The sequence below is a fragment of the Halocalculus aciditolerans genome (assembly GCF_014647475.1).
In the GTDB taxonomy this organism is placed as follows: Archaea; Halobacteriota; Halobacteria; order Halobacteriales; family Halobacteriaceae; genus Halocalculus; species Halocalculus aciditolerans.
In genome coordinates this window covers 663931-677750 of record NZ_BMPG01000002.1, presented here as the reverse complement: position 1 = coordinate 677750, position 13820 = coordinate 663931, and the positions used below count along the sequence as shown (strand labels likewise).

Genomic DNA, 13820 nt, shown 5'->3' with positions numbered 1-13820 from the left:
AACAAGGACCAGTAGTTAATGACGCGGGTTATCCACACGGGCGATACGCACGTCGGGTATCGCCAGTACCACTCGGCCGAGCGCCGACGGGACTTCCTCGACGCCTTCCGCGCCGTCGTCGACGACGCCATCGCCGACGACGTCGACGCCGTCGTCCACGCCGGCGACCTCTTCCACGACCGCCGCCCCGGCCTCCGAGACCTCCTCGGCACCATCGACGTCCTCCGCCCGCTCGCCGACGCCGACATCCCCTTCTTAGCTGTCGTCGGCAACCACGAGGGCACGCGGGACGCCCAGTGGCTCGACCTCTTCCAGACGCTCGACCTCGCCGAACGCCTCGACGCCACCGGCCGCGTCGTCGGCGACACCACCTTCTACGGCCTCGACTACGTCCCCGAATCCAAACGCCCCCAACTCGACTACCAGTTCGCCGACCCCGAAACCGAACACGCCGCGCTCGTCTCCCACGGCCTCTTCCAGCCGTTCCCCCACGGCGACTGGGACCTCGAAGCCATCCTCGACGAGACGAACGTCGACTTCGACGCCGTCCTCCTCGGCGACAACCACGCCGCCGACACGGTGGACATCGCGGGGACGTGGGCGACCTACTGCGGGTCGACCGAGCGCGCGAGCGCGAGCGAACGCGACCCCCGCGGCTACAACATCGTCGAGTTCGCCGAGGAGACGAACATCTCGCGGCGCGGCCTCGACACCCGCGACTTCGTCTTCGTCGACCTCGACCTCGCCGGCGACGAGGGCACGGAGTTCGTCCGCGACCGCGTCCGCGAACACGACCTCGAAGACGCCGTCGTCGTCGTCACCATCGAAGGCGAGGGCAGCACCGTCACGCCCGCGGAAGTCGAGACGCTCGGCGACGACCTCGGCGCGCTCGTCACCCGCGTCAACGACCGCCGCGAGTTCGACGAGACCGACGACGTCGAAGTCTCCTTCGCCGACCCCGACGACGCCGTCAGGGAGCGCGTCCGCGACCTCGACCTCAGCCCCGCCGCGCGCGGCATCGACGAGACCGTCCGCGAGTCGAAAGTCGCCGACTCGAACGTCCGCGACACCGTCAAAGACCGCGTGAAAGCCCTCGTCGCCGACGACCCCGGCGCGTTCGACCGCGCGGACCCCGGCGAAGAAACTGACGCCGAGATCGACGAACGCCGCGAGACGGACGAACACGCCGAACCCGACGACCGCGACGATGGACGTGACGACGCTGACCAGACTGACGCCGACGCCGAGGAAACGGTGAGCGACAACGAAGAGGCGACGAGTTCCGACGAGACAACTCCCCATGAAGCAAGTCCCGACGAGACAGGTCCCGATGAGTCGGCGGAGGGCGAGTCGCGTGCTGACGACGTGACGACGATGGGTGACTTCCTATGAAGTTCGAGCGGGTTCGGCTGTCGAACTTCAAGTGTTTCGCGGACGCGGACGTGACGCTCGACCGCGGCGTGACGGTGATTCACGGCGTGAACGGGAGCGGGAAGTCGAGCCTCCTCGAAGCCTGCTTCTTCGCGCTCTACGGCGCGAGCGCGCTCGACCGAACGCTCGAGGAAATCGTCACTATCGGCGCTGACGACGCCGAGATCGAACTCTGGTTCACGCACGCCGGCGAGGACTACCACCTCCGCCGGCGCGTCCGCGTGTCGTCCGGGCGGGCGTCGACGCCGGACTGCGTGCTGGAGACGCCTGACGGAAGTATCGACGGCGTGCAGGACGTCGAGGCGACGGTCGCGGAGCTCCTGCGGATGGACGCGGAGGCGTTCGTGAACTGCGCGTACGTCCGGCAGGGCGAGGTGAACAAGCTCATCGACGCCAGTCCCGGCGACCGCCAGGACATGATCGACGACCTCCTGCAACTCGGGAAGCTGGAGGAGTACCGCGGCCGGGCGGGCGACGCGCGGCTCGCCGTCGAGGACGTGCTCGACAGCCAGCGCGCGGTTCTGGAGGAGAAGGAGCGGAAAGTCGAGGAGCGCGAGGACCGGGACCTCCACGCGCGGAAGAACGCGCTGGAGACGGAGCTCTCGGAGGTCGAGGACGACATCGAGCGGTTCGAGGAGAACCGGGAGAGCGCGCGCCGGACGAAGGAGTCCGCGGAGGACACGCTGGACGCGTACGAGGAGAAGCGCGCGGAACTCGACGACGTCGAGGAGCGAATCACGGACCTCCGCGAGAAGATCGCGGCGACGGAGCGCGAGCGCGACGACCTCGAGAGCGAGGCGCGCGAGCACCGTGAGACCGCCGACGAGCACGAGGAGACCGCGGAGACGCTGCTCGCGGAGGTCGACGTCGAGGACGCCGACGCGGACGCCGTCGCCGCGCAGCGCGAGGAACTCCGAGCGGAGCGCGAGGCGTTGCAGTCGGCCGTTCAAGAGCTCGGGCAGTCGGCGAGCGAGCACGGAACGCGCGCGGAGTCCCGCGAGGAGGAAGCGGCGGCGCTGGAAGAGCGGGCGGCATCGGCGCGCGAGGAGGCGGACGCCCTCGCCGAGGAAGCGGACGAGCTGGAGCAGGAACTCGCGGAGGACCGCGAGCGCCTCGAGGAACTCGAAGCGGAAGCGGCGGCGAAGCGCGCGGCGTTCGACGACACGCCCGTCGCGTTCGGCGAGGCCGGGGCGCGCCGCGACGAACTGAAGGCGGAGCTCGCGGGCGTCCGGGAGCGCGAAACCGCGGTTCGCGAGGAGCTCGCGACGGCGCGCTCGCGGGTCGAGGAGGCGAAGGAACTCCTCGACGAGGGGAAGTGCCCGGAGTGCGGGCAAGACGTGGAGGGGTCGCCGCACGTCACCGACTTAGCGGAGTACGAGGCGACGGTCGCGGAGCACGAGGCGACGCTGGAGTCGGTGACGGCGGAGAGGGAGACGGTGGAAGAACGCCTCGAACGCGCCGAGGAGCTCGTCTCGGTGGAGAGCGAGGTCCGAGAGCTCGAATCGCGGGTGGACTCGCTCGGAGAACTCCTCGACGACCGGGCGGAGACGGTAGACGAGAAACGCGCTGAGGCGGAGGCGCGCCGCGAGGACGCCGCGGAGCTCGACGCGGAGGCCGAGGAGGCCCGCGAGGCCGCCGTCGACGCGCGCGAGCACGCAGAGGAAGCGCGCGAGGACCTCGCCGCGAAGAACGCGGAGGCGTCCGCGCTCAAGGCGCGGATGGAGACGCTCGCCGACCTCGGGGACGCGCTCGACGCGGCCGAGCGAGCGCGCGAGCAGGCCGAGCGCGCCGCAGAGCGCGCAGAGACGCTCGCTGAGCAGAACGAGGAGCGCCGCGACACGCTCGCCGACCTCCGGGAGCGCAAGTCGAAACTCGAAGCGGAGGTCGACGGCGACGCCGTCGAGAACGCCAGGGAGAACCTCCAGAAGGCCGAGGACTACCTGGAGAAGGTCGGGCCGAAGCTCGACGACCTCCGCGAGGAACGGGACGCCCTCCGGGGGCAGGTCGGCGCGGTCGAGAACGCCATCGAGGACCTCGAGGACCTCCGGGAGGAGCGCGACGAGGTGGCCGAGCGCGTCGAGCGTCTCGAGTCGCTCCACGCGGAGTCACAGGACCTCGAGTCGATGTACGGCGACCTGCGGGCGGAGCTCCGGCAGCGGAACGTCCAGAAGCTCGAACGCCTGCTGAACGAGACGTTCGACCTCGTCTACCGGAACGACTCCTACGACCGCATCGCGCTGTCGGGGACGTACGAGCTGACGGTCTATCAGAAGGACGGCGAGGAGCTGAACCCCGAGCAGCTCTCGGGCGGGGAGCGTGCGCTCTTCAACCTCAGCCTCCGCTGTGCGGTCTACCGGCTGCTCGCGGAAGGCATCGAGGGGGCCGCGCCGATGCCGCCGCTCATCCTCGACGAGCCGACGGTCTTCCTCGACTCCGGGCACGTCGGCCAGCTCGTCGAGCTCGTGGAGTCGATGCGGCGCGTCGGCGTCGAACAGATCGTCGTCGTCAGCCACGACCAGGAGCTCGTCGGCGCGGCGGACGACCTCCTGCACGTCACGAAGGACTCGACGACGAACCGCTCGACTGTGGAGGAAGGCGTTGGGTCGGTGCTCGACGCGGGACCGGCCGACGACGACTGACGCTTACCGTTCGCCGTCGACGGCGAGGAGGTTCTCGACGCCGCGTTCGCCCTGTTCGGTGAGGGCGTAGCCTTCGCCGGTTTCGGTGTCCGCTGGGGTGAGGAGGCCGGCGGCGCGGAGGCCGGTGACGAGGCCGAGGAGGTCGCTCTCACAGCACGTCGTCTCGTCGAGGAGGCGGCGGACGCCCGTCGGGCCCTGGTGGTGGAGGGTGACGAGGAGGCCGAGCGCGCGGTCGTTCCCGGCGGCGGCGAGGACGGCGCGGACGTCGGCGTCGACGGCGTCGGCGGCGGCTTCGAGGGGGTCGTCGGTCGCCGAGAAGTCCAGCGAATCGTTCGGGAGGGTCGTCGTCTCGCCGGTTCGGGGGTCGCGGACGCGACTGCTCTCCCCGGAGCGCTTCTCCAGCACGTAGGTCGTCCCGTCGGCGGCCTCGACCGTCTGCATACCCGTTCTTCGTGGTTCGCGGAGTTAGGGGTGTCGCGTTAGTCCCGGTCGTCGCGGTAGTCGGTGACGCGTCGGTACTCGTAGGCGGCGTAGGCGAGGAGCGCGAACCCGGGGACGCCGATGGCGGCGGCGTAGACGTAGTTCCCGCGGAACACGAGGAAGAGGACGCCGAGCGCGGCGGCGAGCGCGCCGACGTTGATGACGAGGACGAGCTTGACGAACGCGCGACGAATCACGGGGTCGATGTCGGCGAGCCCCGGCTGGTCGGGGTCGGATTCGTCCTCGTCGTCGCTCGGCGACTGGTCGAGGATGTCGAGCGGGGACGGCACGCGAGAAAAGCGGATGGCGCGGTAGTTAGGCGTTACTATCGGCTTTCGACCAGCGCGACGGCGTTGCTCGCCTTGAGCCAGGCGAGCGGGTTGTCCGCGTCATAGAGTACGACGCCTCCTTCCGTCTCGTAGGCCTCGACGTCCGGGGCATCGTCGGCCTCCGGGAGTTGGGCCACGTTGTTCCGGCTCGCTTCGTCGTCTGCCGTTGCGCGGTCGGACACTTCTGACACCTCGAATTGTGCTACGTGTTACCAAGTATAAGAGGGTTTCCCCCAGTCGGACTTCGCTTCACTCTCGCGGGATGCGCGGGCTTTTTGCCCGGGAGGACTGAGGCACTGGTAATGCCGAACACCAGCCTCACGGACTTCACGGACCGCCCCGACCAGGAGGCGGCGGCGGTCGCCGGGGACGAGACCCCGGACGTCAGCGAGGTCCTGGACGCCGACGCCGGCGCGCTCCCCGAGATCGATTCGACGCTCGACCTCGCCGTCACCCAGGTCGACTACACCGTCGAGGGCTACGACGAACGCGAACGCCCCGTCGTCCACGTCTTCGGCCGGCGCGCCGACGACACCCCCGAACACGTCAAAGTCATCGGGTTCCGCCCGTACTTCTACGCACCCACCGACTCCCTCACCGAGGAGAAACTCGCGAAGAACGTCATCACCGGGACCGAGGAGGGCTACGAGTCCATCCGCGGCGAGGCCCTCACGCGCATCTACGGCCGCACGCCGCGCGACGTCGGGAACATCCGCGACGAGTTCGACCACTACGAGGCGGACATCCTCTTCCCGAACCGCCTCCTCATCGACAAGGACATCAACAGCGGCGTCCGCGTCCCCGAGCGCCGCGACGACGACGGCGCGCTCGTCGTCCACCACGAAGAGCTCGAAGCCGTCGAAGCCGAGGCGAACCTCCGCGTCAACACCTTCGACATCGAAGTCGACGACCGCAACGGCTTCCCCGAAGACGGCGAGGAGCCCATCGTCTGCCTCACGAGCCACGACTCCTACCGCGACGAGTACGTCGCGTGGCTCTTCGACGCCCCCGCCGGCGACACCGAACCCCCCGAGGAGCTCGTGGACTACGCGCTCCTCGACGAGAGCGCCGACGCCACCGTCGACGTCCGCGTCTTCGACGAGGAGGAAGCCATGCTCGAAGCCTTCGTCGACTACATCCAGGAGACGGACCCGGACGTCCTCACTGGCTGGAACTTCGAGGACTTCGACGCGCCCTACTTCATCGACCGCCTCGACGTCCTCGGCCTCGACTACGACCGGCTCTCGCGAGTCGAGGAGGTCTGGACGGGCGGCTGGGGCGGCCCGAACGTGAAGGGCCGCGTGGTCTTCGACCTCCTCTACGCCTACCAGCGCACGCAGTTCTCCGAGCTCGACTCCTACCGATTGGACGCCGTCGCCGAGACCGAACTCGGCGTCGGGAAAGAACGATACACCGGTGACATCGGCGACCTCTGGGAGGACGACCCGACACGACTCCTCGAGTACAACGTTCGCGACGTCGAACTCTGCGTCGAAATCGACGAGAAACAGGAAGTCATCCCGTTCTGGGAGGAGGTCGCGTCCTTCGTCGGCTGCAAGCTCGAAGACGCGACGACCCCGGGCGACGCCGTCGACATGTACGTCCTCCACAAGGCCTTCGGCCACTTCGTCCTCCCCTCGAAGGGCCAACAGGAGTCGGAGGACTACGAGGGCGGTGCGGTCTTCGAACCGATTACCGGCGTCAAGGAGAACGTCACCGTGCTCGACCTGAAGAGCCTCTACCCGATGTGCATGGTGACCATCAACGCGTCGCCGGAGACGAAGGTCGACCCCGACGCCTACGACGGCGACACCTTCCGCGCGCCGAACGGCACGCACTTCCGGCAGGAGCCGGCGGGCATCATCCGCGAGATCATCGACGAGACGCTCAGCGAGCGCGAGGAGAAGAAGAGCCTGCGGAACGAGAACGCTCCCGGCAGTCAGGCCTACGAGCGCTACGACCGCCAGCAAGCCGCAGTGAAGGTCATCATGAACTCGCTGTACGGCGTGCTCGGCTGGGAGCGGTTCCGCCTCTACGACAAGGAGATGGGTGCCGCCGTCACCGCCACCGGCCGCGACGTCATCCAGTTCACCGAGACCGCCGCCAACGAGGTCGGCCACGAGGTCGCCTACGGCGATACGGACTCCGTCATGTTGGAACTCGGACACGACTTTTCGAAGGAGGAGGCCATCGAGACGTCCTTCGACATCGAGGAGCACATCAACGGCCGCTACGACGCGTTCGCGAAAGAGGAGCTCAACGCCGACGACCACCGCTTCCAGATCGAGTTAGAGAAACTCTACCGGCGGTTCTTCCAGGCGGGGAAGAAGAAGCGCTACGCGGGCCACATCGTCTGGAAGGAGGGGAAGGACGTCGACGACATCGACATCACTGGCTTCGAGTACAAGCGCTCGGACATCGCGCCGATCACGAAGGAAGTCCAGAAGGAGGTCATCGAGAAAATCGTACACGGCGAGGACACGGAGAACGTGAAGGAGTACGTGCACGACGTCATCGAGCGCTTCCAGTCCGGGGACGTCGACCTCGACGACGTCGGTATTCCGGGGGGTATCGGGAAGCGCCTCGACAACTACGATACGGACACCGCGCAGGTCCGCGGCGCGAAGTACGCGAACCTCCTCCTCGGCACGAACTTCCAGCGCGGGTCGAAGCCGAAGCGCCTCTACCTGAAGAAGGTCCACCCCGAGTTCTGGCGGCGCGTCGAAGACGAACGCCCGGAGCTCCAGGAGGACCCGCTCTACCTCGAGTTCAAACGCGACCCCGACGTCATCTGCTACGAGTACGCCGACCAGCTCCCCGACGCGTTCGAAATCGACTGGGACAAGATGCTCGACAAGACCCTGAAAGGCCCCATCGAACGCGTCATCGAAGCCCTCGGGGTCTCTTGGGAGGAAGTGCGGAGCGGACAGACCCAGACCGGGCTCGGCAACTTCATGTAGCTGTGGGGACAGACCGATTCGAAGCTGTCTGAAGCCGCCTGAAGTCGCGTAAACCTCCCTGAGTTCTTCTAGAAGCCGCTGAACTTGTCGCGGCGGTAGACGTCGATTTCGCTCGTCGTGGTGGGGGCGGTCTGTCGGGCGGCGAAGGCGATGGCGTCGGCGACCTCCTCTGGCTCACTGACGTCGCCGGGTTCGAAGGCTTCGTCGAAGGCGGTGCCGTCCTCGCTCCCGAACTTCGTTCTGACCTCGCTGGGGTTGACGACGGTGACGGCGACGCCGTCGTCGCCGTGGGCGGCTTCGACGGAGTGGGCGAACCCGCGCGTCCACCACTTCGTCGCGGCGTAGACGGGGTTCGAGGGACGCGGGTACTGGCCGGCGAAGCTCCCGACGAAGACGAGGTTCCCCTCGGACTCGGTGAGGTGGGGGAGGGCGGCGCGCGTGGTATAGAACATGCCGTCGCAGTTCACGCGCATCATCTGGCCGTACTGTTCGTCGGTGAGGCCGGGGACGTCGCTGCCGCGGCCGAGGCCGGCGTTGTTGACGAGGACGTCGAGGCCGCCGAACTCGTCGACGGTGGCGTCGACGAGGGCTTCGACCTGGTCGACGTCGGTGACGTCGGTGGGGACGACGCGGGCGTCGACGGCGTACTCGTCGGTGATGTCGTCGGCGATGGCTTCGAGTGCGTCCTCGCTGCGGGCGGCGAGGACGACGTTCGCGCCGTCGGCGGCGAGCGCGTGGGCGGTGGCTTCGCCGATGCCGGAGCTGGCACCGGTGACGATGGCGGCGTGGTCCGCGAGCGGCCGTGACTGGTCGGTCATGGCTGGGTGGACGGACGCGCGCGGCTTCGTCGTTGCGGAGCCAGCAGTTCTCTCCACGCCGCCTCCGGAGGCGGCACCGTGTTTCCGTACAGCAAAATAATTTTTCTAGAGGTCGAAGACGTGGGGGTCGATGCGTAACCATTATCCCCCTCAACCGCTAGGTTTCGGATGACCTAATCAATGGCTACGCTAGAGCTGAAGAACGTCCACGCGGAAGTAGCGGAAGAAGGGGAGAAGATCCTCAACGGCGTCGACCTCGAGGTCGCTTCGGGCGAAATCCACGCCCTGATGGGGCCGAACGGGAGCGGGAAGTCCACGACGTCGAAGATTATCGCGGGCCACCCGGCGTACGAGGTCACGGAGGGCGAGGTCCTCCTGCACCTCGACGACGACGACTTCGGTGACGTCGACGAAATCCCCGACGACGCGCGCACGTGGGACCTCCTCGACCTGGAGCCGAACGAGCGCGCGGCGCTCGGCGTGTTCCTCGCGTTCCAGTATCCGGCGGAGATCGAGGGCGTCACGATGACGAACTTCCTCCGCACCGCGCTGAACGCGAAGATCGAGGAGCGCGAAGAGCTCCTCTTCGGCGAGGACGACGACGACGAAGAAGAAGAGGAAGCGGGCTACGACACGAGTCCGATGGAAGGCGACTACGACGAGGGCGAGGTCGGCGTCGCCGAGTTCCAGCAGCTCCTGAAGGAGAAGATGGAGCTCCTCGACATGGACGAGAAGTTCGCACAGCGCTACCTGAACGCGGGCTTCTCCGGCGGTGAGAAGAAGCAGAACGAGGTCCTGCAGGCCGCCATCCTCGAGCCCGCCATCGCGGTGCTCGACGAGATCGACTCCGGGCTGGACATCGACCGCCTCCAGGACGTCGCGAACGGCGTCAACGCCCTCCGCGACGAGCAGGGCACCGGCGTCCTCCAGATCACGCACTACCAGCGCATCCTCGACTACATCGAACCCGACACCGTCCACATCATGCTCGACGGCGAGATCGTCAAAGAGGGCGGTCCCGAGCTCGCCGAGGAGCTCGAAGACAAGGGGTACGACTGGGTGCGCGACCAGGTCTACAACGCGGCCTAACGAGAGTACACCACTATGAGTTCAGAAGACCACCTAAAAGACACAGACACGGAGAAGCGCTTCGAGTTCAAGAAGGAGGAGAGCTCGGCGTTCACGTCCGGGAAGGGCCTGACGGAGGAGACGATTCGTCTCATCTCCGAGGACAAAGACGAACCGGAGTGGATGCTGGAGCGCCGCCTTCGCGCGCTCAAGCAGTACCAGAAGATGCCGATGCCGACGGACTGGCCGGGCCAGCCGGACCTGTCCGAGCTCGACGTCGAGGAGATCGTGCCGTACATCCGGCCGGACGTCGACCAGCGCAGCGGCGCGGAGTCCTGGGACGACCTCCCTGAGGACATCCAGGACACCTTCGAGAAACTCGGGATTCCCGAGGCGGAGCGGAAGGCGCTCTCGGGCGTCGGCGCGCAGTACGAGTCCGAGGTCGTCTACCAGAACATGCAGGAGCGCTGGGAGGAGAAGGGCGTCATCTTCTGCAACATGGACGAGGCCGTCCAGGAGCACGAGGAAATCGTTAAGGAGCACTTCATGACGAAGTGCGTCCCGCCGAGCGACAACAAGTTCGCGGCGCTCCACGGCGCGGTCTGGTCCGGCGGTTCGTTCGTCTACGTCCCCGAGGACGTGACGGTGAACATGCCCGTGCAGGCCTACTTCCGGATGAACTCCGAGGGGATGGGCCAGTTCGAGCACACCCTCATCATCGCCGAGGAAGGCAGCGAAGTCCACTACATCGAAGGCTGTAGCGCGCCGAAGTACGGCACGCACAACCTCCACAGCGGCGGCGTGGAAGTCTTCGTGAAGGAGGACGCCCACGTTCAGTATTCGACCGTCCAGAACTGGTCGAAGAACACGTTCAACCTCAACACGAAGCGCGCCATCGTCGAATCGAACGGGACGATGGAGTGGGTCTCCGGCAGCATGGGGTCGAAGGCGACGATGCTCTACCCCTGCAGTATCCTGAAGGGCCGGGGCGCGACGGACAACCACATCACCATCGCCTTCGCGGGCGACGGGCAGGACATCGACACCGGCGCGAAAGTCTACCACAACGCCCCGGAGACGAAGTCCACCATCGAGTCCAAGTCCATCAGTAAGGACGGCGGCCGGACGAACTACCGCGGTCTCGTCCACATCGCGGACGGCGCGGAGAACTCCAGCACGAGCGTCGAGTGTGACGCGCTCATGTTCGACAACGAGTCGACGTCGGACACGATGCCGTACATGGAGATCAACGAGTCCAAAGTCGACGTCGCCCACGAGGCCACTGTGGGTAAAATCGGCGACGAGGACGTCTTCTACCTCCAGTCGCGCGGACTGGACGACGACGACGCGAAGCAGATGATCGTCGCCGGCTTCATCGAGCCGATCACGGAAGAGCTCCCGATCGAGTACGCGGTCGAGCTGAACCGCCTCATCGAACTGGAGATGGAGGGGAGTCTCGGATGAGCGAGGCGAAAACCTTCAGCGCGGGCGTCGACGAGGAGACCGTTCGCCGCATCAGCGAGGAGCGCGGCGAGCCGGAGTGGCTTCTGGAGACGCGTCTCGACGCGCTCGACCAGCTCGATGACCTCGACTACCCGAGCGTCATTCAGACGCCCGGGCGGAAGTGGACGGACCTCGAGGACCTCGACTACGACTCGCTCGTCGAGCCGTTCGACCAAACAGAAGAGAAAGAGTGGGAGGGCGACGACCAGGCGACGGTCGTGCCGTTCCACGAGGCGTTCAACGACGCCGACCTCTCCGAAATAGTTGAGGAGCACTTCGGGAGCGTCATCGCGCCCGACGAGAACCGCCTGACGGCGCTCTCGACCGCGCTCTTCACCACCGGCACGCTCGTCTACGTCCCCAGTAGTACGGACGCGGAGGACGTGAAGATCCGGACGACGATGAACGGTCAGTCGCTGTTCAACTACACGCTCGTCGTCACGGACACGAGCGCGTCCGTCACCATTCTGGAGCGGCAGGACACCGGCGACGAGGTGCGACGCGCCTCGGGAAGTGCGAGCGGTGAAACCGCGAGCGACGAGGTCGACGCCGAGAACCGGTACTACTCGGGTATCGTCGAGGCCGTCGCGGGCGAGAACTCGTACATCCAGTACGGGAGCCTGCAGGACTTCGACCAGTCCACGTACAACTTCACGATGAAGCGCGGCGTGACGGACACGTACGCGACCGTGAACTGGATCGAGGGCAACCTCGGCAGCCGACTCACGAAGACCGCCGTCTCCACGCTCCTCGAGGGGGAGTCCTCGGAGACGAAGATCGTCGGCGCGTTCTTCGGCCACGACGACCAGCACTTCGACCTCGACTCGAAGGTCTGGCACCGCGCCGAGCACACGACCGCCGACCTCGTGACGCGCGGCGTCATCGACGACGAGGCGCGCTCGGTCTACGAGGGCGTGCAGGACGTCGGCGAGATGGCGTGGGACACTTCCTCCTACCAGCGAGAGAACACCCTCATGCTCAGTGATGAGAGCGAGGCCGACGCCTCCCCGAAGCTCATCATCAACAACCACGACACCGAGGCCTCCCACTCCGCCACGGTCGGCCAGATCGACCAGGAGGACCTCTTCTACATGGAGGGGCGCGCCATCCCCGAAGGGACGGCGAAGAACATGCTCGTCGAGGGCTTCTTCGTCCCCGTCCTCGACGAGGTCGAAGTCGACGAACTCCGCGACGACCTCCAAGAGCGCATCCACGAGCGCCTCCACCAGTAGCGCTCGCGGCTGTCTCTCCTCTTTCCGTTCGCTCTGTTTCGACGCGCTCCGTTTTTATCAGTCACTGTACGCAGCCGCGGCGTCGCCGGTTTCCGTTGACGTCGGTCCCGTTCGTCGTCGGCGACGAGCTTCGGTCGACGTCAACGGCCATCGCGGGCTCTCGGCGGTCGGCGCGGAGGGAACCGTTTAAGCGTTCGACTCTCCGAGACAAGTGTATGAACTGCGGACGAGGAACCGGTCGGTCCGTCGAACCCGCCCGGCCGACGCACGGGGTCGCCGGCGGGCGACCCGCCGGAGGTGGCCGAGCGTGAGCGTGGGGGCCGCGTCGGTCGAGTCGGACGCCCAGCTCGCACGACTCCTCCAGATAGGCGTCGTGCTCGAAGAAGTCGTCGAGGTGCGCGCACACCGGAACTACCAGCGCCTCCCCGCCGCGGAGCGCGACGACGCCATCGAGGAGCTCCTCTCGGAGGCGCGCGAGGAGTCGGCGGCGCACCGCCACCGCCTCGAAGCGCTCATCGAGCAGCTGAACGCCGAGAGCGTCGACCCGGAGACGGTCGAAGCGCTCGTCGGCGAGAAATACTCACAGGACGGCCCGGAGGGATTCGACGACGTGCTCTACGACCAGCTCAACGGCGAAGAGACCGCGTACAAGTTCTACGACGACCTCATCGACGCCGTCGAAGCGTCCGACGCCGAATTCGCCGTCGACCGCGGCGAACTCCTCTCCGTCCTCCGCGACATCCGCGAGGACGAAGCCGCCGGCGTCGAAGAAGTCGCCGAACTCATGGAGGGACGCGAATGAACCGTCGCTGGACGCATGCGTCTAGCGTGCTCACACTCACCACGGGGTGGTTCGCATGAACTCGGCCGACCAGTACCTCAAGGCCATCTTCCTCGTTCAGCAGGCGAGCGGCGGCCCCGCCTCCACGGGCGCGCTCGCCGACCAACTCGACGTCTCCCCGGCCTCCGCGAACGAGATGGTCGGGAAACTCGAAGACCGCGGCCTCGTCGAACACGAGAAGTACAAGGGCGCGACCCTCACCGCCGACGGCGAAGGCCGCGCCGTCGACGCCCTCCAGACCTACTGCATCCTCGAACGCTTCCTCACGAACGTCCTCGACGTCCAGGACTACCGGAGCGAAGCCCGCCAACTCGAACCCGTCATCGACGAAACCGTCGCCGACCGGCTCGACATGCTCGTCGACCGCGAACCCGACTGCCCCGAATGCTTCGACCCCGACGCCGACGCCTGCTGCCACCTCGCCGGCACCTGCGACGAACTCGAAGCCGGCGACTGACCGCGCGTTCTCTCGGCCTTCTCGCCCGAACCCCACGTACTCACCCCCATCTCCGGACCCGC

General features: G+C 66.9%; 12 protein-coding genes. 8 read left to right on the top strand and 4 right to left on the bottom strand.

Features of this window, described 5'->3' with window-relative positions; genetic code table 11:
* Positions 1–18 precede the first annotated feature (18 nt).
* Complete coding sequence (gene mre11, locus IEY26_RS10085) at positions 19–1392, top strand: DNA double-strand break repair protein Mre11 (protein ID WP_188978514.1); 1374 nt, start codon at positions 19–21, stop codon at positions 1390–1392.
* Entirely contained in the window at positions 1389–4070 is a 2682-nt protein-coding gene (gene rad50, locus IEY26_RS10080) for a DNA double-strand break repair ATPase Rad50 (protein ID WP_188978512.1), read from the top strand. The genes mre11 and rad50 overlap by 4 nt, the downstream gene beginning before the upstream one ends.
* Before the next feature lie 3 nt (positions 4071–4073).
* On the opposite strand, the gene IEY26_RS10075 is transcribed toward rad50, so the two are convergent.
* The 3 genes from IEY26_RS10075 to IEY26_RS10065 are packed head-to-tail and all read right to left on the bottom strand — an operon-like array spanning position 4074 to position 5061.
* A complete protein-coding gene (locus IEY26_RS10075; RefSeq protein WP_188978510.1) occupies positions 4074–4511 on the bottom strand; it encodes a DUF7346 family protein in 438 nt (145 codons plus the stop codon).
* 38 nt (positions 4512–4549) lie between these two features.
* Complete coding sequence (locus IEY26_RS10070; RefSeq protein WP_188978508.1) at positions 4550–4840, bottom strand: DUF7322 domain-containing protein; 291 nt, start codon at positions 4838–4840, stop codon at positions 4550–4552.
* Positions 4841–4875: 35 nt separating this feature from the next.
* Positions 4876–5061, bottom strand: coding sequence for a DUF7331 family protein (locus tag IEY26_RS10065; protein WP_188978506.1), 186 nt, complete (start codon positions 5059–5061; stop codon positions 4876–4878).
* A 120-nt stretch (positions 5062–5181) separates the two neighbouring features.
* Here IEY26_RS10065 and IEY26_RS10060 point away from each other — a divergent pair, with 120 nt between their 5' ends.
* A complete protein-coding gene (locus IEY26_RS10060) occupies positions 5182–7839 on the top strand; it encodes a DNA-directed DNA polymerase (RefSeq protein WP_188978504.1) in 2658 nt (885 codons plus the stop codon).
* 68 nt (positions 7840–7907) lie between these two features.
* Here the strand turns inward: IEY26_RS10060 and IEY26_RS10055 are convergent, their stop codons facing one another.
* Positions 7908–8657, bottom strand: a complete 750-nt coding sequence (locus tag IEY26_RS10055; RefSeq protein ID WP_188978502.1) for an SDR family oxidoreductase — start codon at positions 8655–8657, stop codon at positions 7908–7910.
* Positions 8658–8837: 180 nt separating this feature from the next.
* Here IEY26_RS10055 and IEY26_RS10050 point away from each other — a divergent pair, with 180 nt between their 5' ends.
* The 5 genes from IEY26_RS10050 to IEY26_RS10030 all read left to right on the top strand — a co-directional run bounded on the left by IEY26_RS10050 (position 8838) and on the right by IEY26_RS10030 (position 13758).
* Positions 8838–9746 carry an ABC transporter ATP-binding protein gene (locus IEY26_RS10050; protein ID WP_188978500.1) on the top strand — a complete coding sequence of 303 codons (909 nt, stop codon included), beginning with the start codon at positions 8838–8840 and terminating at the stop codon, positions 9744–9746.
* Positions 9747–9761: 15 nt separating this feature from the next.
* The gene (gene sufB / locus IEY26_RS10045; protein WP_188978498.1) at positions 9762–11189 is read left to right on the top strand and encodes a Fe-S cluster assembly protein SufB; all 1428 of its coding nucleotides are present in this window, start codon (positions 9762–9764) and stop codon (positions 11187–11189) included.
* Positions 11186–12460, top strand: coding sequence for a Fe-S cluster assembly protein SufD (sufD, locus tag IEY26_RS10040; RefSeq protein WP_188978496.1), 1275 nt, complete (start codon positions 11186–11188; stop codon positions 12458–12460). The genes sufB and sufD overlap by 4 nt, the downstream gene beginning before the upstream one ends.
* Positions 12461–12767: 307 nt before the next feature.
* Positions 12768–13262 carry a ferritin-like domain-containing protein gene (locus IEY26_RS10035; RefSeq protein WP_188978494.1) on the top strand — a complete coding sequence of 165 codons (495 nt, stop codon included), beginning with the start codon at positions 12768–12770 and terminating at the stop codon, positions 13260–13262.
* Between the two features lie 55 nt (positions 13263–13317).
* On the top strand, positions 13318–13758 hold the full coding sequence (locus IEY26_RS10030) for a metal-dependent transcriptional regulator (RefSeq protein ID WP_188978493.1): 441 nt from the start codon (positions 13318–13320) through the stop codon (positions 13756–13758).
* Positions 13759–13820: the final 62 nt, after the last annotated feature.